A 21,074-nucleotide genomic window follows, 5' to 3' on the forward strand; every position below is an offset into this window, starting at 1 on the left:
CGTCTCGACCTCCGTGTATTTTACTTAATCATATCACGTTAGCTCGGTACGACATCTATCCTAACAGAGGGGGTTACTCAGATTTGGTACTGCTTCATTTTGCGGCGGCATCATGCGCTCCACAACCGCTTGTTTCTGCGCAGCTGTGTAGCGTACGCGATTTCTTTTTCGTTCCATTCGTCTCGACCTCCGTGTATTTTACTTAATCATATCACGTTAGCTCGGTACGACATCTATCCTAACAGAGGGGGCAGTCCAATCAGTATCATTGATTGATGGAATAATGAATACGAGAATAGATGATGCCTACTATATTAAATTTGAAAAGGAATTTTTAAGTTCAGCAACAGAAGAGCTAACGGCATTTAATTAATGCAAATCGTCTGTATTCATTAAGACAGGGCAGTGCGGTGTATAAAACAATTCCGCCGTACTGCTTGATTCCCCCTTTGGCTTATATAAATCCGGAGGGGGAATTTATGTTATAGTAAAGTTGCTGGGAGGGTTTATATGAAAGACATTTTAATGATAGCTTTATCCTTTTTGTTGATCGCTAATAATATTTTCAGAAACAGGGGAACCTTGAAAAAACTAACGAAGATTCAAGTTTTAGGCGTTGGGATCTCCTATCTTATTGCAATTATTGCGGCCTTTATTTTTGTATACTATGGTGGGAATTGGATTGCAGGGCAATTTTCAAATTCAGTCCTTAAGTACATAATTTCTTTTGCAGTCGTCTGTTTTGTTCTATATTTTTGCGTAAGCATATTGAACAAAATGCTACAAAAGGTTACGAATGGGATTCTTCCGAAAGATAAATGAAAAGAGATGTATTCAACAATCTGGTGCAATTCTTGAAAAGTAAATATACCTTTTCAGCAGCCGGACCAGATTGTCGAGTATCGTATTGTACAAGCTCAGGAAAATTAATCATGTGTGCTGTCTTCGTATTTATACAAGTGATTTAGCAGCCTTTTTATGAATACCGTCCCAGTCTCGGCAATTCCACTAGCACTTCCCCGGAGTGACCCGCATTATTGCTAAGTTTCATCTTTCCATTATGCTGCTGGATTACTTTTTCAGTGAACGTTAACCCCAATCCATAATGGCTGTTGTTCGTCCGTCCATAGTTTTCGGTATAGAAAAGTTCAGTTCCCTTTTTTAGGGCTTCCTCTGAAAAACCGGGTCCCTGATCAATGACAATGAATTGAATAAAATCTTTATCTTCCTTAACAAGCAATTGTACTTTTTCATCCTTTGGTGTTCTTTCAATTCCGTTCAGTATGATATTGTTGATCGCACGAGTGAGCAGAATTGTATCTATAAATAAGGTAGTTCCGTTGTCTGTGAAGTTCCCGACGATTATATTATTGCTAAGACTGCTTATTTCGGCTTCCAGCTGCTGCAAAAAATCATTGACAGCCACTTCTTCCTTTTTCGTGTTCATTCGCTTGTTGTTTAAATTGATATCGATAACTTCCTGAATATATCGTTCCACCTGATATATGGAATTCATAATGTCACTGAAGTTTTCCTTCATGTCATCGGCTGCCATTACTTCCAGCAGTTCTATATTCCCTTTTATCACGGTAAGTGGAATCTTTATATCATGTATTAAATAACTGATTTGTTCGGTCTTTGAGTTATTAACCTCAATTTCCTTCTGAATGGATTTAGCCAGTGCTTCCGATAAACTTTCCATCGCGCCCATTGCATCTTTATACTCATTGAACCGGATTTGCGGAAACTCGATAGTTAAATCTTTTTCTTCTATTTTTCGAGCCACTTTAATGAGCTTTTCGTTTTCTTCAATAATGGTTTTCGAGAAGCCCCTAATACTCCATACTAAATAAATGCTGTAAATTAGAATGGAAAGGATCGTTAGCCATACACCGGGGTTAGGAAAGGCCTTTCTTAATTCCCCGTTCGCGAACTGGATTTTCAAGTTATAATAGATCAAAATCGTTTCATTTTCACTGTCATACTTTATAAATGAATCCATTTTGCCCTTGCCAGGTTTCTGAAAGGCTTCTTTTGCTTTTTCTTTGTTCCTTTCGCTCAAATTACTCTTTATCATTTCACTTGTTTTTTTATTGAAAATGGCGTAATCCAGTTCAGGAGGGATGATGCTGGAATCGATATACTCCGCATTTACAACTTCACTTTGGATTTTTTCAGCCTTTTTTATCGGCTCGTTTGCCGGAAGCAAAAGGTTGTGATTAATCCCCCATACTGCAAACCCGATGTTGACCATAATTGCAAGCAAACCTGCAAAGCCTAATTTTACAATCGATTTAACAAAATAAGCCGAAAATGTATTGTTTATTCCCATATATATCCTACACCCCAAACTGTATTGATGGGGGCCAAGTTAAATTGGGCATACTTTTTCCTTATGACACTAATATGTTCAACGATAGTCGAAATTTGGGAATCACTTTCTATCGGGTAGACGGATTCATAAATATCTTCTTTAGAGAAAATCTTCCCTTTATGTAAAGCAAGCAGTTCACATATCCTGTATTGGGTCTTAGTGAAGCTTACTTCCTTCCCTTGGATAATCACTTTTTTCGCATTCAAGTCAATAAGGATATCACCATCGATGAACACACTTTTGGTTCCTCTTTTTGGCCGTGATTCCCGTCTTAAATGGGCCTCGATTCGCGCATTCGCCTCATGTATACTAAACGGCTTTACGATATAATCATCGCCGCCAGCAGATAAGCCTTTAATAATGGAAATTTCATCGCTTTTGGCCGTCATGAAGATGATCGGTACATCGATTGAAGGTCTGATTTTCTCACAAATTTTAAAGCCATCCTCTTCAGGCATCATGACATCGAGTAAAATCAGATTATACTTGTTAATTTCCTCTATTGTAATATCCTTTATACTTGAAAGAGTGGTAACATCGTGATTATTCATCTGCAGCATTTTCCTGATAAGTCTTAAGATCGCCTCATCGTCATCAATCGCCAATATATTTGCCATGTTTCGATCATCCTTTAATTATATTTAATCGGTTGTTTTCCTTCCGCTCCAATTGTTGATCCAAATGCTACTTAATACTATCATACCTGTTGTAGAAATTAAGAAGAAGCGGAATCCAGTTGCCAGCATGGGGTTGTTGAATAACATTATATCAGGCATTTTCCAGTAATGAGCCAAATGTTCGCTGAATCGATTTGCCCATGCCCAGGGCAGGAACCCCCATATTTTATCTCCAATTGAAGTCAAGGAAAGTGCAGCGATGACCAATCCTCCGAATCCGAATATGCTGCAAACACCAATTCCATATTTATAACCAATAACTTGATAGAAGAAATATTGAAATATCGAAGCCACTATGAAAATTATACCTGTTAAAAAATAGAGGGTAAAATGAACTTCATTCTCGCCAATTAAAAACTTCAGTGCCAAGGAATAGATTAATATCATTGAAAATAATGCAGCACTATAAGAAAAAATCATCATTGTTGTTTGGCTTATGAATGGCATAGTTTTGCTTTGAATTATCCCGATCATATTTTGAAAATGGCCTGCCTCATTTTCAGAATCGGCCACAATTCCACAAATAATGGAAGTAATGACCGGTGTACCGACTCCAATTAATTCAAAGAAAATGATGTAGCTTGCTTCTGAACTGATCGAATTATTTCTGGACAGCAAGTACATCACGAAAGTACAAGGTAAAATTAAGGGGATGCTTAAGTGCAATAACAGGAATAAACTTCGCTTTCTCTTTTTAAACTCGCTAAGCAAACACCGATAAAACTGCAGCATTATTTCACCTCTATTTTATTAAACGACCTAACCACCATTATAGTAAGCACACTGAAAAACAGAACGCTTAATATAAAGGCAATCGGAATGACCGAGTAACTAAGAAGTTCATCGTCTTGTGGCAAAGGTATTCCATTGGAGTGCAGTTTGGTTAAAGGCATTTGCACTCTTAAATGCCAGCTATAAGGAATGAGCCACCAATCTTCCGTAGGAGCAAAAAGTGTACCTAAATTCAGGTTAAGCATGCTGTTTAATAATAAAGTGATGAAGAAATTCGTTTTTCTTGAAAGCCATAAACAAAATGGGACTTGCCAAAGCGAAACAACAAACATTAAGACAACTGTCAAAATACAAAAGGAGACGGAAGCCAAATATGGATTTGTGCCGATCAGCAAACTAGCCACACTTATAGCAACAATTAATAAAAGAGAACCTAGCGCAACAAAGCCGATTACTAATAAAACTCTGCTCAATTCCTTTTTTTGAAGGTTGATCGGTAAGCCGATGATCGTTTTGAAATTGGTTGATTTTTTTTCCAGATTATTCAGGAGCCCTGCCATAAGAGCAATCAATACAGAAAGCCACAATATCCCCCAATGGTTGATGATAGTTTCTGGACTGAGACTTATAACCTGTGGATCACCGCTCAGAAAGTTAAAGCCAAGTGCAAGAAAGGCGCATATGAATGGAATGATCAATAGCATCTTTCCTATTTTTGTTCTTCTTATTTTGATGATTTCTGATTTCAAGTATAAATACATGCGGTCACCTCCTATTGGGCTCTATTCTTTCGGACAACATCGGTGAAAAGCGTCTCCAAATTTTCGTTAGAGTGATATTTCCCTTCATAACCAAGTATCCCGTCACTTATAATCCCGATATCGTCAGCTATATGTTCAACTTCCGATAACAAGTGGCTCGATAAAAGGACTGTCATGCCCTGCTGCGGAAAAGAAGCAATCAATTCCCTTAATTCTTGTATTCCAATAGGATCCAACCCATTAGTGGGCTCATCTAGAATTAATAGCTTTGGGCGGTTCAGGATAGCAAGGGCAATGCCAAGACGCTGTTTCATCCCCATTGAAAAGTTCATTACCCTTTTACTTCCCGTATTTGTCAAGCCGACAATTTGAAGGACCTCCTGGATGCGCTCTTTTGGCAACCCGAGAATTGTATTGATGACTTCTAGATTTTCCTTTGCTGTTAAATTACCATATAGTGGAGCGTTCTCGATTAAAGAACCAATATGTGCTAAATCCTTTCGAGCCCACTGATTTCCGTTGAAAATTACTTCTCCGGATGTTGACTTCAGCAGACCGGATATAATTTTAAGCATAGTGGATTTTCCAGCCCCATTTGGCCCTAAAAGACCATAAACGGTGTTCTTCCTTACATTGATTGAGGCAGCATTTATAATAGTGGATCTTCTGTATTTCTTTGTTAACTGTTTCGTTTGCAAAATATATTCATCATTCATATTTGATGACTCCTTTTCATCTTAATAAATGGAGTTTAGCAACAAAAAATCAAGATTCTCTCAAAATTATTGAAAATACGCAAAAATAAAAAGATGAGTGATCAATTAAAACCTGCTCTATTATTTGTCCAAAGACGGGCAAAATTGCGCTTTTTTTAAAAAGAAATAAAAACAAGGCACTGAAATAGGATATATCCATTCATCTTAAGGAGGTGAAATTGATGAAGAGAGGTTTGACCTTCGAAATGCCAAATAAATATGGGAAGTTGCTTGGAAAATTGCTAAAGCCAATAGACATTTCTGCTTTTAACTGGTGTATTGGTGGCGGCGAGTCGTATAAAGTAGTAAATAATCAATTAGCTGAAGACCTTTTCACGTTTGATAAGGAAGTCATTGAGGGAGCAGCACTAAAAAATCTATTAGAAAACAATGAGTATTACATTATATTCGCCGATTTAAAAGCATACCCAAAAGGTAAAGAATTCTCGCATATTGAGACATATGAGGATTTCCTGATAAGTAATTGTGAATTGGTTTTTTTGGTTGTAGATAGCAGTTACACAACAATTTATTGCAAGGATCAAAGTGCAATCGAGTATTTATATAAAAATGCGTTAAAATGCGGATTCGAAAATATAGATTACTTAACAGATGAAAATGATGCACGTACAAGTTTAACAGCGTTTTAATTCTATTTCACGGTAAAGCGTGATTGCAGAGCGACATAAATAGAAAATACTTAAAGAGTTTTTATGAAGGCAAAAATAAAATGCAAAATAGGAATCCATGTTGACCGATCTTTTTCGAAATGGATTCCTTTTATTTTGTGCGAAATGCCGACTGGCGGGGATGCTTTATTTAAATGAAAGGTATTTGACTTCGCTATATAGAAATTGTAACTATTCGAAAGGGGGAAGGAAAATGGCGGATATAATAATCCGGAATAAGACGATTAAAGAGCTTGGTGAATTGAAACTGGTTGGTTTTCGTGTTCTGTGCCCGGGCAATCAATATTTAGTTGAAATACCTAAAGCATCGCTAATGCTAACCGAGCGCATAAGTGAAATTAAACAGGCAGTTAATCCGAATATACAAATTGGCGCATTTGTTGTAGAAAATCAAACGCCTGACGAGGATGGCTACTGGATCGGTGTTGAAGTAAAAGAATATGAGAATATTCCGAACGATATGGTGATCTTGACTATACCGCCACAAAGATATGCTGTTCTGAAACATACAGGTCCAAACAGCAAAATAGTGGATGCGTATAATGACTTGCATAATTGGATTGAAGACAACGATTATGTCAGGCTGAAAAATAAATGGCATTTAGAAAGATTTTACGAGTGGAAGGATACTGAAAAAGTGGAAGTCGATTTATTGGATACGATTGAATAGAGAAGCATTCTTTGGTTGGTAATATTATGGTAAATTTGGAGATGGCATAAGGAGTAATTTAGTAATATCCAATGCCGGTTTGAATTTGTGTTTAAATTGATAGCTGGAGGCGAGTTCCGATGGTAATTTCGGCTTAATAACCTGGTAGACAATGAAAGTGATTATATGTTGATGGGGTGGTAGTGTGAAAGCTTTATTAGTTATTGATTTCCAAAATGGATTTCTTCAAATGGGGGATTTCAGTCAAGAAAAAGAAAATGTCCAAAATCTTATCAAGGATTTTAAGCGCAATGAACAGCCAGTCATTTTTATGCGTCATATGGAAGAGAATGAGGAAAGCGCTATAGCTATTGGAACTGAGGGGAGCAAGCTTGATTCAGATTTGAAAGGTTATGCTGATCATGTTATCGAGAAAAGTACCCCGAGTGCATTTTTCAAGACAAATTTGGACGAACTATTACAATCTATTGGTGTTACTCATATTTTTATAACTGGCTTCAATACAGAATACTGTCCTCAATTTACGGCTATTGCTGCATACGACAGAGGATATGAAGTTACGTTTATTGAAGATGCTACAGCAACGGTTAACGATGATAGTGTGTATGAATTTCCGGGGTTGGATATTCGTGATTTTGTGGGTACAGTGCTTAACTGGTCGAATGTCATCGAGGTGCTGGATTACGAGGAATATATTGAGGAATATGCTGGAGATGGAATGAAAAAATAGAAGCGATTAGCGAGATAAACCGGTTTGATTTGGCCATTTTGTAACAATGCGGATTTTTAGCTTCATTATTTTTCTCGGGAATTTTGAAGTCATCGGTCTTTTGAAAGTGGGGGCGGACCATATGTATTGAGGATTTATTAGTGATGGAAAAGGTTTTGCTTTTTGCTGTCTTTTTATAATAGTACTCTAGCATCGGCTAAACTTTACATTTTTTTTAACGGGAATTCCGGCCCTTAAATAAACAATGAGAGAAAGTAATAAGCGGAGATTTTCCGGTTATTTACGGAGCGGGGTCTTTTTTGGGGGAAATAAGGGGAATTTTTCCGGTTATGTGAAGGAAAATTCTCCATTTTTGCGTTTTTCGGATCAATAAGCGGAATTTTTCCGTCTAATTAGGCTGATTTATATGTAATTTTCTCATTAGGCGGAATTTCTCCGTCTATTCATCGGTCGAGTGCAAACTTTTATGCGAAATTCCTTTAAATCCTATTTAGGCTGGGGTCAATTTTTGTAGTGGGCATAGGCATGGAAGAAAGGGGGATATCTTCATTCATATTATGCTCACTTTCATGTATAAAGCGTTCCGTCGGCTGGCTTGAAAAAATACAATCCTCGCTCTTCGCAGGATAATCGTCAATCGCTTTTTCTTAATCCTCTTTCGTATCATATCATCCTCAATTGAAACCAAATAATCCTCACTTTCACTTCTAATCCTCAAATCCAGCATTATCTCCCGCCTCAAATTCAGCAGCACAATCAATCATTTAGGATTGGATATAACTTTTCATTTTCACCCAATTATATATACATAACTATTTATCGTAACTAAACTAGGCCTTAATAAAATTCAGCTGAGGAAGTTGCTTACTTTAAATGGGGAGAAGGTTATCTCCCCCGTCTTTTCTATGCCTTGTACTCTTTGTCGATGATTAAAATAGGCTTGATTGCAGATCCGTTTGCTGAATCGGTAAACGCCTGTGCTACATCTTCGAGCTCGTAAAACTTCACTAATTTCTCGATCGGGAATTGACCGTTTTTATAGAATGTCACAAGTTTAGGGATGATTAATTGCGGTACTGCATCGCCTTCGATAACACCTTGCAATGTTAATGCATTCGCCACAATGTCATTGAATACGTTGAACGTTAAGTCACGTTTGCCGACTGCCACTGTTGCACATGTGCCTTTGACGCGTAAACAGCGCAGTGCAGCCAATGTAACTTCCGGAACACCTGTCGTTTCGAACGAGTAGTGGGCGCCTTTTCCTGTGATTTCCTTGATTCTTTCGACTGGATTTTCATTTTTGGAGTTGATCGTATGTGTTGCGCCAAGCTCTTTTGCAAGCTCCAGACGGCTGTCGTGAATATCCACTGCGATAATTGGATAACAGCCGGCGATTTTTGCGGCCAGCATACCGCTTAACCCTACAGCGCCTGTACCGAAAACAACAAGACCATTCCCTGGTTCAGGTTTGATGGAATTCAATACTGTACCGCTGCCGGTCATAATACCACAGCCGAATGGTCCTAAATAGCGCAAATCAACATCTTTGTCTACTTTCACGACATTATTTTCAGCTACTGTAGTGTATGTGGCGAAGGAAGATTGACCAAAGAAGAGCGATACATCTTGATTATCCTCAGTAGTGAGTGGTGTGACACCGGATTGGTTTTTGCCGCCGAAGTTAAGCGGGATCATGTTTTCGCATCCGCCCGCATTGCCTTCCAAACAGTTGTCGCAAGTATTGCAGTAAGCAAAGCCTAATACTACGTGATCGCCTTGTTTAACCGTTGAGACATTTTCCCCGACTTTTTCAACAATTCCGGAGCCTTCATGACCGAGCACGACCGGATATGGCACCGGAATGGTTTTATCAAGAACGGTTGCGTCTGTATGGCATACACCGGTAGCAACAAGACGGACCAATACTTCGCCAGCTTTTGGTTCGGCTAAATTCAAAGTCTGCTTTTGAAAATCCTTTTCGGGAGTTGTTACCATCGCATTAATCTTCATTTAAATACCCCATTTTTGTTTATTTGTACTACGTATTAAATAATCGCCATACACATGTATTTTTAAACTTTTAGCGAGTAAATATTCCTCTATTTGATATTCCGCTGAATTAATTAATTTTCCTTCAATTCTTTATCGAATAGGTTTTCCAATAAGGGAAATGCTAAAAAGTATGGGCAAGCATGACGTCAAAATTAAAACATGCGACTGCTTTTCCAGGAACTTAAAAACCTAAAGTGAAGTGAGGGAAAAATTCAATGACCGCAAACAACAATTCGCCCATTACGGTAAATGCTTATATTAATGGTCAAAATATCGAGTCAAAGAGCCATACCCCGCGCGAAAATCCAGCAAATCCAGATGAGATTGTAGGATATTTCCCGGACAATACACTCGATGAAACAAAAAAGGCAATTGATGCTGCTTCGGAGGCATTCAAAACTTGGTCCAAAACCCCTGTTGATGAAAGAATCAGCAAGATGAATTCAGCTTCCGAAAAAATCAAGGCTAAAATCGATGAACTCAGTATTCTTTTAGCCCGTGAGCATGGAAAGCCTTTGTATGATGCAAAAGGCGAAATTACCATTTCAACGATTTGGATGGATTACCAGAGCGGCATCGTCAAAGAAAAAATAAAGGATGAGGTTTTCGAGGATGAAAACGGAAGGGTGATTGTCGCCCATGACCCGATTGGTGTTGTCGGTGCAATCACCCCATGGAACTACCCCATTATATTGTCGTTAGTAAAAGTCGTCCCGGCATTGCTTTGCGGGAACACGATGGTAGTCAAACCTTCTCCTTTTGCGCCATTTGCCATTCATAAAATCATCGAAATCATAGCTGCTGAATTCCCTAAAGGGGTACTTAACATTGTACATGGGGGCTCTGAAGTGGGCAGCGAACTGACTTCCAACCCAAAAATATTAAAGGTCGCATTCACTGGAGGAACTAAAACAGGCGCAGCCATTATGAAAGCCGCGGCAGATACTATTAAAAATATTACCCTTGAATTAGGCGGCAATGATCCAGGAATTGTTCTGGAAGACTTTGACCTCAATGATGAAAAAGCGATGCGTCGTATGGTGATTGCGAATTTCCTTACTGGCGGTCAAATTTGCATGATTGCGAAACGTGTCTATGTACACCATTCCATTTATGATGAATTTGTAAAAAAATACATTGAATCAGCTAATAAATGGATTCGTGTGGGCGATCCGTTCAACCCTAAAGTCACTGTTGGGCCGGCAAATAATTCAAAACAAGTTCAATTTGTACAAAGTCTTGTCGATGATGCGAAAAGTCATGGCTGCGAAATCATTAAACTTGGAACAATTCTTGACGAGGAAATTTTCAGCAAGGGCTACTTTTTACAGCCGATGCTTGTCTTAGGAGCCGATTACGACAGCCGAATCGTAGTTGAAGAACAATTTGGCTCAGCGGTTCCTATTTTGCCTTATGATTCTGAAGAACAAGTGATTGAAGAGGCGAATAAAAGCGAATATGGTCTTACTTCCTCTGTCTGGGGCGAGGAGGAACATGCCATCCGGGTTGCCCGCCAAATTCAGGCAGGCGTCACGATGATCAACACCGCTGCCCTTCAAGGATTTGATATCCGTTTTCCATTTGGCGGTGTGAAGCAATCGGGAATCGGCCGGGAATTTGGACCGGACTCATTCGCTGCTTATACAGAACAACATGTGCTGACTGTTCCTAAGAGCGGCGAATTGCCATATATTCCCGAATAATGAATTAATATATTAAATAAAGAGGAAGTCATAGATTGAGCATATGGCTTCCTTTTTCAATTTGCGATTATAGGGAATAGTAGTTGTATTAGGATATTGTTTTACGAGGTTTTTGGAACCCGACAACGATATCCTTGATAAGGAGAGGATTTTATGAACATGAAGAAATTTTACTTTGCTGCATTAATTCCTTTGATGTTGATTTTATCTGCTTGTCAAGAAAGCGATCGGGCGCAATCGGAAAACCTTGCACAGCCTGAACACTCTAACTCGGAACCAATAAATTCACATGTTCAAAACAATGAATCAAGCGGTGATTCCCCAAAAGATAAGCCATCCAGTAGCAATGACAGCAACTTTTTCAGTCAAGACATAGACATAGTGAAGGAAAAGCGGTATTCAAATGAAAAGGAAGCCGTAAATGCAATTGAAAATTATTATGAAATCGGCCAGACGAATTTGGATTTGGGACATGGAATCAAAGGGTTTGCAGAAGGTGCGGCAGGGCATCAATATATTTCCTGGAAAGAAGGAAACTGGTTGATTGAAATCAATTTTCCGACAGATCCCGTATATGCTATAGACAATTATGAAAATGCCGAATCGATGGCGAAATCAATTGTAAACTATTTGGAGGAGCATTTTCTCCCGCCGCCGGATCAGCGCGGGAAAATACAAATAAATGGATTCCGTGAACATCCTGAAACGATCGTCCAATGGCAGAAAGGAAATAAAGTATATACAATTGATCAAAAAACAGCCGATCCTTTTGAAACATTGCAATTGACAGTCGAACAGTCGAATAAGCAATAGATTTTCTGTGACGGATCATGTTTTAATCAACGTGCTATAAAAATTTGATCCGTCTCGATTTGCTTTCTCAATATTGCACCGAACATAACAATATTATATCGTTGTGTTCAGTAATATGGTTCATATACTTAAACAAGTCGACCGATTATTGGAGGTATTTCATTTAATGAATAAAGAGGAACAACTCAATAATATTAAAGAAGATTTTATAAATTCTCAAAAAATATTGCAGGCGATTGGTGATGAAACCCGTCAGTCTATCTTATTGGTTTTAATGCGAACAGATTGTCAAACAGGGCTGCGTGTAGGCGAAATCACTGAACAAACGCATCTTTCGAGACCGGCTGTTTCCCATCATCTTAAGATTCTCAGGGATGCTGGTGTAATTTTAATGCGCAAGGAAGGGACAATGAATTTTTATTTTATTAATATCCATTCAAAAATAGGTTTACTAAAAAATCTTGTCACAGATATTGACAAATTTATGGGGGATTTTTATTAAATTAAAAAAATCTACCATTTAGAGGAACAGACTTTGAAAGCGATGGTTATAGATAAATATGGGAAGGTTCCAATGCGTTTGGAAAACATGCCTACAGCTAAAATAGATGAATATGAAGTACTCGCGGAAATTCATGCGGCCAGTATTAATCCTATTGATTTTAAAATACGTGATGGAAAAGTGAAATTGTTGCTTAATTATAAAATGCCTCTTATTCTTGGAAATGACTTTTCGGGTGTAGTGATAAAAGTCGGTGCAAAAGTGACTCGTTTTAAAGTGGGCGACGAAATATATGCACGCCCGCGCAAAAATAAAATTGGCACTTTTGCTGAATATATCTCTGTTCATGAAGATGATATCGCTTTAAAACCTAAAAATTTAACCTTTGAAGAAGCAGCATCAATCCCGTTGGTTGGGTTGACTGCGTATCAAGCATTTGCAGACATTTTACAATTACAAAAAGGACAAAAGATTTTGATCCAAGCAGGGGCTGGCGGTGTCGGCACTTTTGCAATTCAACTTGCAAAAGTGATGGGGGAAACTGTTGCAACAACTGCCAGTGATGCTGGGACAGATTTAGTAAGATCCCTTGATGCGGATGAAATTATAAATTACAAAACAGAAAATTTTGAAGAAATATTAAAGAATTATGATGCAGTATTTGATACACTCGGGGGCGACATACTGGAAAAATCATTTAATATTGTTAAAGAAGGAGGGAAAATTGTTTCCGTTTCGGGATTGCCGAATGCTCGTTTTGCCAAGGAAAATGGTTCAGGATTTTTTAAAACATTGTTGTTTTCTATAGCAAGCAATAAACTTACTGCTCTCGAAAAAAAGCATAATGTTCAATATACATTTTTGTTTATGAAGCCAAGCGGAGATCAGTTGCGTATTATTGCCGATCATATTGAATCAGGTAAAATCAAACCTGTAATTGATAAAGTGTTTCCTTTTGAAGATGCTCAAGAGGCTATGGAATATGCGGAATCTGGCAGGGCTAAAGGGAAAATAATATTGAAAATCAAATAGTTATGATTTATGAAAAAGGCTTGTTTCGGCGTCGGATATTGAAAAAAGAGGCAGGAAAGTGTATCTCCCAACGCGAATTAAACAAATAATATTTCCCCTTCATTGAAGAGTTGAGGAAATTTGAGCGTTTTTCAGGTGGTCGATTATTTAAATCAATGGCAGGAGGCATCTATGGAAAAAACATACTTGTATGCATATATTGAATTCGACGGAAATGATGATTTTCCGTTAAATATTTTCACACAAGAAATAGGCGTCCAGCCTACGAAAACCTGGAAAATAGGCGAACGGGTAAAACCTGGCCATCCAACAAATAAGAGAATACAGGTAAATACTTGTTGGCGCTTCGAAATAGAAACGATAGAATCACTCGATACAGAAGATGTATTGCGTCCGCTTTTAGAAGTATTCCAATCAAAGACGGATACAATCAATCAATTGAAAGAACAATTCAGTTTAGATGTCCGGCTTGAATTAGTAATGCACATTTACGATGGCCACACTCCTGGATTGGTGATTTATCCTCCATTCAGCAAGTTTGCAGCAGAAATAAATGCTTTTTTGGATGTGGACATGTATGTTTTTCCTTTTACTGAACCCAAAGAATAATTGGCTTATGATAAGCATTGGCAATGTACGCTAAACTTCATAATAAAATGAATCTCTATTAGATTTAATTCCATTATTTTTAAATGCATGCCGGGTAAACAGTTTGGACAGCTTTATCTGAAAATGCGGTACCGCTTTTCAATGCCCTCTCATCCTCATCGAACTGTCAGCCAATCATAAAACGGGACTGGACGCGAGCTTTGGACAGGCTTCTTTTTGGCTGCTTGCAATACTGGGCGTGCAACAGCCTTTTCATAAGCCCCTTTATAAACAGCCCGTAATGTCGTTTGGATCGTCAACTTCCCATCATGAATATCATGGATAATTTTCCATATCGCATCTTTTGCGACTGTAAACTCCCGCATGTTTTGCATCGGTGTCGCTAAGATGGCTGCTCGCAACCCATCTTTCAACTCGTCTTTTAGCGGCAGGCTCATTAAAAATTCATACAATATTTTTTGCCACTCATTCATTTGGGCAATTGTATTATTATATATTTCTGTTAAAGAGCTTGTTTGAAAAAGATTAAAAGAAACAGTTTGTTTTTCCGGAAAGTCGCCGCTATCCGCTAAATCATGCGCTTCCTCCGTTTGGACCCGCTCGGACATTTCCGATGGGACATGTAATATTTGATAGATGTTCGCCCCTTTAATGCCGTTTAGTTTCGTGCTGGCAACAGCGCATAAAATCCCGAGCTGTGCCGCTTTTTTCACTGCGCGATACACCGTTTTCGTGCTGATTCCTAAGCTGTCGGCAATCGTTTTTGCCTTTAAGTGCGCCGCTCCCGGATAGGCAAGCGCTGATTGGGCAATGCGCAAAATAACATTGCGCTCACTTTCCGTCAGGTTATTTTCGGCAAGATGGTGTGCGACTGCTTCGTCCATTTCAGCCACTGTGGTAAATGTCTGATACGTTTTTAAATATTCGAATACCATAATGTGCATCTCCCTTCACATTACATATGTCAAAAATAAATGTAAAAGGGGACATCTTTTTTTAATTATTTAAAATTTATTTTCGGGAGGCGAAAATTGTTATTTCACGCACGCAGCCTTTCTTTAGGAAATAAAGGGATTTGGATTCTTACATTGTTGAGACCTACCATCCAATGGAAAATGATAAGGAGGATGTGGAGATATATTTACGAATCCAGCTGTTTTATGGATTGGTAAAATATCAATAAATAGTATGGCGATTCAATATAAGTGCCGTAAAAATGTATCTTTTAGCGATGCAATAGAAGTTGGCAGGATTAAATTTCAATGCAACGGATTAATGAAGAAGGAGTATTCGGGGACAGTATAGAAATGAAAGTCGAACGAATATTTAAGAGGAGAAAGCAAAATGAAGAACCTTCTATTAGAATCACATTGTATATTTCCGACATCAGACATAGTAAAGACTGCCAATTTTTATGAACAGAAGATGGGGTTTAATGCTGTATCGTATTTGGATGCAAAAGAACCACATATTTGCTTATATCGTGATACGACAGAAATTATCTTAACTAAAACAAATGGACAAAATGTAATCCCGAATAGAGTATTGTATGGCTACGGGTATGATGCCTATTTTATAACAAAAAACCAAGAGGAGCTTTATGAAGAGCTGAGCAACTCCAATGTGAAAATCGTTCGCAAATTAGGCGATACGGATTACAATAATAAAGAATTTGTAATCGAGGATATAGATGGAAGATGGATAGCTTTTGGAATTAAAATAAAGTAATGAAAACAAAGAAAGAGCGTCTCTATATAAATAGAAACGCTTCTGCCATATATCATTCGTTTTTAAGGACTCTAAAAAACACCGCTGAAAATCAAAACTGCGGCTATCGAAAACATGATTCCAATCGTTTCGCCTAACAATAGCCAGCCTAATTTATTTCCAAGGCGAGAGAAGTTAAAAATTACCTATGCTTTGCCGCTTCACTCAAGGGGTAGTTTAATGTATAAAGACCTTCGTCTCTGAATAATGCAATAAAAAAATTTTGCTGGAACGGGAGTGTTGTACTTGAAGGTATTGGTGACTGGCGCGACAGGAAAGCTAGGTTCGGCTTTGCTGACTCAATTAAAAGCATCTGATTATACTGTTAGAACAACTTCAAGAAAAAAAACCGAAGAAATTGGAGAATTTGAATGGGTTTACAGCGATTTACTGTCTGGTGAAGGTTTGGAAGCTGCGGTAAAGGATGTAGATGTCATTATCCACGCAGCAACAAGCCCGATGAAAGATTCCAAAAATATTGAGGTTACAGGGTTTGAAAATTTGTTGAGTAAAGCATGGCATATTAAGCATTTTATTTATCCGTCAATTGTAGGGATAGAGGATATTCCATTCAAATATTATAAACTGAAATATGAAGCGGAAGAATTGTTGAGAAATGGCTCTGTTCCTTATACAATCGCTCGCGCAACTCAATTTCATAGCTTTATTGAAAATCTGTTTTTATCAAAACCTCTCTTAAAAAAATATGTGATCCCGGGACACATTAAATTTCAAAGTGTAGATGTTGAAGACTTTGCCAAATATTTGATTGAACAAATTAAAGCAGGTCCTCAAGGAAGAGCGAATGATTTTGGCGGTCCGGATATAATGACGCTAAAGGAAATGGCGGAACTGAAGATAAAAGTAAATAATGAGGCAAGAAAAGTTGTAAGCATTTCTTTACCTGGAAAGCTGTACAAATCTTTGCTGGAAGGAAAAAATACAAGTCCAGCCCAAAAAACAGGGGAAATTACGTTTGAGGAATATTTAATCGGTAAAATGAATTGAAAATAAGGAAGTTATACCCTCTCCCTTATTTCAAATCTGTTTCCAAATAAGAATACTCTTTCAATGGTGATAAGCTATTAAGCCAAGCGGATGAATGCTTTACAGCTATACTAAAGCAAAAGGAAGATGAAAATACCCGATTAATATAAAATTTCCATTAGCCGTTTATTAGTGTAATGGGCATGGGAAATACAATCAGGAGGTAACTATGGGATATATTGAGGATTTGCGCAAAGTTGTGGGAAATCAGCCTTTAATACTTGTTGGCGCTGGGGTGGCTGTCTTTAACGAAAAAGGGGAAATATTGTTGCAAAAAGGGAGTGACGGCGTTTGGGGTGTCCCGGGCGGATTTGTTGAATTAGGGGAGTCTACTGAAGAAGCAGGGAGAAGAGAAGTTTTAGAGGAAACAGGAATTGAAGTAGGAAAGCTGGAATTGGCCGGGGTATTTTCAGGAAAGCAGCACTTTGTAAAGCTGCCGAACGGAGATCAATACTACCCTGTTACAATCGCCTATGTTTCAAAGGATATTAAAGGTGGGGAACTTAAAGTGGATGGGCAGGAAACAATTGAAGCGAAGTTCTTTAATTTATCCGAGTTGCCGGAGGGGCTTAACCCGATGATAAAAAATCTTATTCAACAATATGCTCTGTCTATACCGCAATAAAAAGCGGGTATCGCTATTAATTTTTAATGCATGTTGGAAGTCATTCGAAAGCTTAGCAAAAAATGCTAGGCTTTTTCGTCTTTTTAATGGTTGGTTTCGTTTATATAGTAAGAGGAGGGGGACACACTTGAAATCTTCCGGGTTTATTGAAGAAGCGATGCACGAGCACACAGAATTACTGTTCCGCATCGCTTATTATTATGTGAAAGATTCCTATGCGGCAGAAGATATTGTGCAGGATGTATTTATGAAATTATATTGTTCGCATTATGAAGAGAAGGGTGAGCTAAGGGCATATTTATCACGTATAACGGCGAATGCGTCAAAAGATTACTTGAAGAGTTGGGCATACCGCAAAATAAAGTTAAGCGAAAAGTTATTCCCGCAAGGAAAAATTATACATAGAGATTTTTTAGTGCAACAGGAGGAATGGAACATAATTGACCAAGTCATTTTGGCATTGCCGATCAAGCAACGGGAAGCAATTGTTTACTATTATTTGGAAAATTTATCGATAAAAGAAATATCGGAGCTTATCGGACGGCCTGAAAGTACAGTGAAGTCAAGGTTAAAGAGCGGAAGGGATTTGCTGAAACAAAATCTTGCAAAAGAAGAATGGGAGGTGCTTTTACATGACTAATTATCGGTTAACACCGCTCCGGGATACATCGGCAAATAAAGAGCGGATTATGGAGCATACGCGTAGCAATATACGAAAATCTCCGGCAAAATCCCAACGCAATTGGAGACACGCGCTTATTGCCGCTTGTACGGTAATCGTCGCTCTATTGTTAGCAGGACCCTCTATATATCAAGCGTTATTCAATAAGCAAAACTTTACGGTTGAGAAAGTTGTTTTTCCTGAAACGGCTTATGATGCATTAATCAATTCGATTTATCTTGATGAGACGAATGAGTTTGTTTATAGAACAGAAAACGGATTTTACTCATTTGATGTCGCAAATAAGCAGCAATCACTATTAATGGAAACAAGTGACTGGGCTTATGACTATGGGGTATCAGAAAACTGGCTTTTTTGGGTACAACCTGTTGAAAATGAACAAAAGTTCCATATATTGAACCGAAAAACGAACGAAGTCAAAGTGTACGAAAATGATTTCTTATATGGAATTGGAGTGAAGGGGAATACGCTGATTTTTATGGGGCAAACGAGGGGAGATAACTTTTTAGGAACTGCTTATAAAGTGATGGACTTGGAAACAGGGAAAGTGGAAGTGCTGCGGGAATTTGAAGGGGGAAGCCACAGTCGCCCAGCAATTGACGGCAGCCGCATTGCCATTTCCGAAACTGTGCGATTGGAGAATGGGGTTAACACGCTCATTACGGTGCATGATTTCGAGGAAATAAACGATATCGCAAATTATGTTTTGCCTTATCCAATTGTACAGAATGTATTATTAAAGGGCAGCAAAGTTTATGGCTATATGTGGAATGAAAGAGAGGGTGAGCCGGCAAGTATCGGGACGATTAATATGGAAAATGGACAGTTCGAGGCAATCGAGGCGTCTGTCATAATGGATGGTTATGCAACAGATGGCGAGCATTTTGCAATTGAGGTGAAAAAAGGGGATACCAATACCGTGCAGCTATTCGAAAATATTGATGGCACGCTAAAACGGATTTCCTCACTACCAGCTATTAAGGAACGTCTCGTAAAACCTCGCTTTACAGAAGGAGGCACACTCATAGTGAATGGTGAAGGACCAGACCATGCAATGTATTTGATCCGATTTGAATAAAGGTAAAAGCTGTAACTTTGGCTGTGCGGAGTAATTCATACTCGTACACAGCCATATATGTAATAATAAATAAGGAAAGAAACAAACAATACGAGGGAAGAGGGGTTTGAAAATGGATGTAAAATACCCAATTGGAGAATTGCAAGTTCCTGAAAATGCAACGCTTGAAAATGTGCAGCAATGGCTGAAGCAAATTGAAACGTATGCAAATCGATTAAGAGAAACTGTTGGCGCATTAAGTGAAGAAGAATTAAGTAAGACGTATCGTGAAGGCGCGTGGACAGTCCGCCAGCTTGTACATCATATTGCGGATTCACAGCTGAATATGTATCAACGTTTGAAGCTCGCTTTAACCGATGACAACCCAACAGTACCAGCCTTTGATGAAGAAAAATGGGCGATTCAGCCAGATACAGAGCTGCCGGTGGAAAGCTCGATTAAAATGCTGGAAGGCATCAATGAGCGCATCGTTGCTTTAGGGCACCGTTTAACGGAAGGGCAATTAGAGCGCGTATTTACACATCAAACAAACGGCAAAATTAAAGTGGCCACAAAAGTTGCGAAGCTGGCCTGGCATGAAGAGCATCACCTGGCCCATATAAAAAACGCATTATCAAAATGAGACGGATATTCTCCGAAGTGTGACGAATCACTTTTGTGAACAGGAATAGCAATTGAAAAAATTTAAGCGTACCTATGATTCGATAGATACGCTTATTTTGATTTTCATTCAGCAAATGTATTTTGAACTGCAAGCAAAGCGGCAGTTACAGAAAATAATCCGCCTCTTCAGAATTCAGGAAATTCCTTCGCGCAAAGCAGATTGCGTCGAATGATCCGCCTTTTTCTTCTCCAGCATCCTCACATATATATTGTTCGATAAAAGAGAAATGACGATTAGCACTGTTCCTGCTAAGTCGAACACCGTAACAGCATTCCCTTGGACAATCGAAATGAATAATGTCGTAACAGGAACGAAATTAATGAATAGCAGTGCATTCAGCGGTGATAGCATACTGACGCCAATATTCCAGCCAAGCAAAGCGATGACACCAGGGAAAATAATCATAAATAATAGATGCGGACCTGCTGCTGCGACATCATTTGCTGCCGGAACAGATACATATCCGAACATTGTCGCGCCTAAAGTGACGAACAATGCCGTAATTGTTCCGAGCAAACAGCTTAATGTGGAATATCGTAAAGCCGACCAATGGCTGAATTCATTGGCGCCCATTGTATAAATGACCCATCCGATCACAGCGACAAAGATCAGCAGGGAAGGAATAAAATGCTCTGTCGTTCCGAGAAAAGCCTGAATATCCCCTTTAGTAATAACGAGCACCGCACCGATAAACGCTATGAATACACATAGTAATGTGAACGGAAACGGACGGTGCTTAAAAATCATCCACGAAATCACAACTGAAATCATCGGCATGAGCGATTCCATAATGGAAGCGGTCATGACACCCGATTGACCGAGCAGATCCTCTCCCCAGAAGATGAATAAATTATAAATGGTAAAGGCCATTGTTCCGAAAAACCAAAGATGAAGTCCCTTCCCTTCAAAACGGAATGCACGCTTGCCTTCCTTCCATAAAAGAAGAGCCGCTAAAATAATCGTCACTGCTCCATATCTGAAAATAGTAAAGTAGAAAGGATCTATATGTATAAAAGCGGCATGCGCCACAGGAAACATCGCCCCCCAAGATACTGCCGCGATAAAACATAGAATAGAGCCTAATAATACAGGGTTTTTCAATCTTCTAA

Annotated in this window: 23 protein-coding genes; 15 read left to right on the forward strand and 8 right to left on the reverse strand. The window is 38.7% G+C overall.

Annotated elements, in window-relative coordinates:
- The first annotated feature begins 510 nt into the window (after window positions 1-510).
- The gene (locus ACTHOQ_RS07860; protein WP_440495291.1) at window positions 511-822 is read left to right on the forward strand and encodes a CvpA family protein; all 312 of its coding nucleotides are present in this window, start codon (window positions 511-513) and stop codon (window positions 820-822) included.
- Between the two features lie 154 nt (window positions 823-976).
- Here ACTHOQ_RS07860 and ACTHOQ_RS07865 read toward each other — a convergent pair whose 3' ends face one another.
- Genes ACTHOQ_RS07865 through ACTHOQ_RS07885 form a run of 5 tightly spaced genes read right to left on the reverse strand, consistent with a single transcriptional unit; the run spans window position 977 to window position 5,260 of the window.
- Complete coding sequence (locus ACTHOQ_RS07865) at window positions 977-2,332, reverse strand: sensor histidine kinase (protein ID WP_440495293.1); 1,356 nt, start codon at window positions 2,330-2,332, stop codon at window positions 977-979.
- Window positions 2,323-2,991: a response regulator transcription factor gene (locus tag ACTHOQ_RS07870; protein ID WP_440495294.1), complete on the reverse strand. Its 669-nt coding sequence runs from the start codon at window positions 2,989-2,991 to the stop codon at window positions 2,323-2,325. The genes ACTHOQ_RS07865 and ACTHOQ_RS07870 overlap by 10 nt, the downstream gene beginning before the upstream one ends.
- A 24-nt stretch (window positions 2,992-3,015) precedes the next feature.
- Window positions 3,016-3,783, reverse strand: a complete 768-nt coding sequence (locus ACTHOQ_RS07875) for a lantibiotic immunity ABC transporter MutG family permease subunit (RefSeq protein ID WP_440495296.1) — start codon at window positions 3,781-3,783, stop codon at window positions 3,016-3,018.
- Window positions 3,783-4,544: a lantibiotic immunity ABC transporter MutE/EpiE family permease subunit gene (locus tag ACTHOQ_RS07880; RefSeq protein WP_440495298.1), complete on the reverse strand. Its 762-nt coding sequence runs from the start codon at window positions 4,542-4,544 to the stop codon at window positions 3,783-3,785. Before ACTHOQ_RS07880 ends, ACTHOQ_RS07875 begins: the two co-directional genes overlap by 1 nt.
- Before the next feature lie 11 nt (window positions 4,545-4,555).
- Window positions 4,556-5,260, reverse strand: coding sequence for a lantibiotic protection ABC transporter ATP-binding protein (locus tag ACTHOQ_RS07885; RefSeq protein WP_440495299.1), 705 nt, complete (start codon window positions 5,258-5,260; stop codon window positions 4,556-4,558).
- A gap of 221 nt (window positions 5,261-5,481) precedes the next feature.
- Here ACTHOQ_RS07885 and ACTHOQ_RS07890 point away from each other — a divergent pair, with 221 nt between their 5' ends.
- The 3 genes from ACTHOQ_RS07890 (at window position 5,482) to ACTHOQ_RS07900 (ending at window position 7,388) form a co-directional block, all read left to right on the forward strand.
- Window positions 5,482-5,949 carry a DUF2691 family protein gene (locus tag ACTHOQ_RS07890; RefSeq protein ID WP_440495300.1) on the forward strand — a complete coding sequence of 156 codons (468 nt, stop codon included), beginning with the start codon at window positions 5,482-5,484 and terminating at the stop codon, window positions 5,947-5,949.
- A gap of 232 nt (window positions 5,950-6,181) precedes the next feature.
- Window positions 6,182-6,658 carry a GyrI-like domain-containing protein gene (locus tag ACTHOQ_RS07895; RefSeq protein ID WP_440495301.1) on the forward strand — a complete coding sequence of 159 codons (477 nt, stop codon included), beginning with the start codon at window positions 6,182-6,184 and terminating at the stop codon, window positions 6,656-6,658.
- A 184-nt stretch (window positions 6,659-6,842) separates the two neighbouring features.
- A complete protein-coding gene (locus ACTHOQ_RS07900) occupies window positions 6,843-7,388 on the forward strand; it encodes a cysteine hydrolase family protein (RefSeq protein ID WP_440495303.1) in 546 nt (181 codons plus the stop codon).
- Between the two features lie 903 nt (window positions 7,389-8,291).
- Here ACTHOQ_RS07900 and ACTHOQ_RS07905 read toward each other — a convergent pair.
- Window positions 8,292-9,401, reverse strand: a complete 1,110-nt coding sequence (locus ACTHOQ_RS07905) for an NAD(P)-dependent alcohol dehydrogenase (protein WP_440495305.1) — start codon at window positions 9,399-9,401, stop codon at window positions 8,292-8,294.
- A 257-nt stretch (window positions 9,402-9,658) separates the two neighbouring features.
- Between ACTHOQ_RS07905 and ACTHOQ_RS07910 the strand changes: the two genes are divergently transcribed.
- The 5 genes from ACTHOQ_RS07910 to ACTHOQ_RS07930 all read left to right on the forward strand — a co-directional run bounded on the left by ACTHOQ_RS07910 (window position 9,659) and on the right by ACTHOQ_RS07930 (window position 14,102).
- Entirely contained in the window at window positions 9,659-11,146 is a 1,488-nt protein-coding gene (locus ACTHOQ_RS07910) for an aldehyde dehydrogenase family protein (RefSeq protein WP_440495306.1), read from the forward strand.
- 153 nt (window positions 11,147-11,299) lie between these two features.
- The gene (locus ACTHOQ_RS07915; protein ID WP_440495308.1) at window positions 11,300-11,959 is read left to right on the forward strand and encodes a hypothetical protein; all 660 of its coding nucleotides are present in this window, start codon (window positions 11,300-11,302) and stop codon (window positions 11,957-11,959) included.
- A 166-nt stretch (window positions 11,960-12,125) separates the two neighbouring features.
- On the forward strand, window positions 12,126-12,461 hold the full coding sequence (locus tag ACTHOQ_RS07920; RefSeq protein WP_440495309.1) for an ArsR/SmtB family transcription factor: 336 nt from the start codon (window positions 12,126-12,128) through the stop codon (window positions 12,459-12,461).
- A 33-nt stretch (window positions 12,462-12,494) separates the two neighbouring features.
- On the forward strand, window positions 12,495-13,493 hold the full coding sequence (locus ACTHOQ_RS07925) for an NADP-dependent oxidoreductase (protein WP_440495310.1): 999 nt from the start codon (window positions 12,495-12,497) through the stop codon (window positions 13,491-13,493).
- A 171-nt stretch (window positions 13,494-13,664) separates the two neighbouring features.
- Window positions 13,665-14,102, forward strand: coding sequence for a DUF4279 domain-containing protein (locus ACTHOQ_RS07930; protein WP_440495311.1), 438 nt, complete (start codon window positions 13,665-13,667; stop codon window positions 14,100-14,102).
- Window positions 14,103-14,257: 155 nt separating this feature from the next.
- On the opposite strand, the gene ACTHOQ_RS07935 is transcribed toward ACTHOQ_RS07930, so the two are convergent.
- On the reverse strand, window positions 14,258-15,037 hold the full coding sequence (locus ACTHOQ_RS07935) for a helix-turn-helix domain-containing protein (protein WP_440495312.1): 780 nt from the start codon (window positions 15,035-15,037) through the stop codon (window positions 14,258-14,260).
- Between the two features lie 409 nt (window positions 15,038-15,446).
- On the opposite strand from ACTHOQ_RS07935, the gene ACTHOQ_RS07940 reads away from it, so the two are divergent.
- The 6 genes from ACTHOQ_RS07940 to ACTHOQ_RS07965 all read left to right on the forward strand — a co-directional run bounded on the left by ACTHOQ_RS07940 (window position 15,447) and on the right by ACTHOQ_RS07965 (window position 19,923).
- Entirely contained in the window at window positions 15,447-15,830 is a 384-nt protein-coding gene (locus tag ACTHOQ_RS07940; protein ID WP_440495313.1) for a VOC family protein, read from the forward strand.
- A gap of 276 nt (window positions 15,831-16,106) precedes the next feature.
- Window positions 16,107-16,877, forward strand: coding sequence for an SDR family oxidoreductase (locus tag ACTHOQ_RS07945; RefSeq protein WP_440495314.1), 771 nt, complete (start codon window positions 16,107-16,109; stop codon window positions 16,875-16,877).
- Between the two features lie 208 nt (window positions 16,878-17,085).
- Window positions 17,086-17,541, forward strand: a complete 456-nt coding sequence (locus ACTHOQ_RS07950) for an NUDIX hydrolase (RefSeq protein WP_440495316.1) — start codon at window positions 17,086-17,088, stop codon at window positions 17,539-17,541.
- Window positions 17,542-17,668: 127 nt separating this feature from the next.
- Complete coding sequence (locus ACTHOQ_RS07955) at window positions 17,669-18,181, forward strand: RNA polymerase sigma factor (protein WP_440495317.1); 513 nt, start codon at window positions 17,669-17,671, stop codon at window positions 18,179-18,181.
- Window positions 18,174-19,301 (forward strand): hypothetical protein, encoded by a 1,128-nt coding sequence (locus ACTHOQ_RS07960; RefSeq protein ID WP_440495318.1) that lies wholly within the window; start codon window positions 18,174-18,176, stop codon window positions 19,299-19,301. Before ACTHOQ_RS07955 ends, ACTHOQ_RS07960 begins: the two co-directional genes overlap by 8 nt.
- A gap of 112 nt (window positions 19,302-19,413) precedes the next feature.
- A complete protein-coding gene (locus ACTHOQ_RS07965) occupies window positions 19,414-19,923 on the forward strand; it encodes a YfiT family bacillithiol transferase (protein WP_440495319.1) in 510 nt (169 codons plus the stop codon).
- A gap of 174 nt (window positions 19,924-20,097) precedes the next feature.
- Here the strand turns inward: ACTHOQ_RS07965 and ACTHOQ_RS07970 are convergent, their stop codons facing one another.
- Window positions 20,098-21,066 carry a DMT family transporter gene (locus ACTHOQ_RS07970; protein ID WP_440495321.1) on the reverse strand — a complete coding sequence of 323 codons (969 nt, stop codon included), beginning with the start codon at window positions 21,064-21,066 and terminating at the stop codon, window positions 20,098-20,100.
- Window positions 21,067-21,074: the final 8 nt, after the last annotated feature.

Source organism: Solibacillus silvestris (assembly GCF_051967575.1).
Classification (GTDB): Bacteria; Bacillota; Bacilli; order Bacillales_A; family Planococcaceae; genus Solibacillus; species Solibacillus silvestris_B.

Coding starts and splice junctions, on each gene's coding strand:
- ACTHOQ_RS07860 (WP_440495291.1), top strand. CDS start 511: ATGAAAGACATTTTAATGATAGCTTTATCCTTTTTGTTGATCGCTAAT.
- ACTHOQ_RS07865 (WP_440495293.1), bottom strand. CDS start 2,332: ATGGGAATAAACAATACATTTTCGGCTTATTTTGTTAAATCGATTGTA.
- ACTHOQ_RS07870 (WP_440495294.1), bottom strand. CDS start 2,991: ATGGCAAATATATTGGCGATTGATGACGATGAGGCGATCTTAAGACTT.
- ACTHOQ_RS07875 (WP_440495296.1), bottom strand. CDS start 3,783: ATGCTGCAGTTTTATCGGTGTTTGCTTAGCGAGTTTAAAAAGAGAAAG.
- ACTHOQ_RS07880 (WP_440495298.1), bottom strand. CDS start 4,544: ATGTATTTATACTTGAAATCAGAAATCATCAAAATAAGAAGAACAAAA.
- ACTHOQ_RS07885 (WP_440495299.1), bottom strand. CDS start 5,260: ATGAATGATGAATATATTTTGCAAACGAAACAGTTAACAAAGAAATAC.
- ACTHOQ_RS07890 (WP_440495300.1), top strand. CDS start 5,482: ATGAAGAGAGGTTTGACCTTCGAAATGCCAAATAAATATGGGAAGTTG.
- ACTHOQ_RS07895 (WP_440495301.1), top strand. CDS start 6,182: ATGGCGGATATAATAATCCGGAATAAGACGATTAAAGAGCTTGGTGAA.
- ACTHOQ_RS07905 (WP_440495305.1), bottom strand. CDS start 9,401: ATGAAGATTAATGCGATGGTAACAACTCCCGAAAAGGATTTTCAAAAG.
- ACTHOQ_RS07910 (WP_440495306.1), top strand. CDS start 9,659: ATGACCGCAAACAACAATTCGCCCATTACGGTAAATGCTTATATTAAT.
- ACTHOQ_RS07915 (WP_440495308.1), top strand. CDS start 11,300: ATGAACATGAAGAAATTTTACTTTGCTGCATTAATTCCTTTGATGTTG.
- ACTHOQ_RS07920 (WP_440495309.1), top strand. CDS start 12,126: ATGAATAAAGAGGAACAACTCAATAATATTAAAGAAGATTTTATAAAT.
- ACTHOQ_RS07930 (WP_440495311.1), top strand. CDS start 13,665: ATGGAAAAAACATACTTGTATGCATATATTGAATTCGACGGAAATGAT.
- ACTHOQ_RS07935 (WP_440495312.1), bottom strand. CDS start 15,037: ATGGTATTCGAATATTTAAAAACGTATCAGACATTTACCACAGTGGCT.
- ACTHOQ_RS07940 (WP_440495313.1), top strand. CDS start 15,447: ATGAAGAACCTTCTATTAGAATCACATTGTATATTTCCGACATCAGAC.
- ACTHOQ_RS07950 (WP_440495316.1), top strand. CDS start 17,086: ATGGGATATATTGAGGATTTGCGCAAAGTTGTGGGAAATCAGCCTTTA.
- ACTHOQ_RS07960 (WP_440495318.1), top strand. CDS start 18,174: ATGACTAATTATCGGTTAACACCGCTCCGGGATACATCGGCAAATAAA.
- ACTHOQ_RS07965 (WP_440495319.1), top strand. CDS start 19,414: ATGGATGTAAAATACCCAATTGGAGAATTGCAAGTTCCTGAAAATGCA.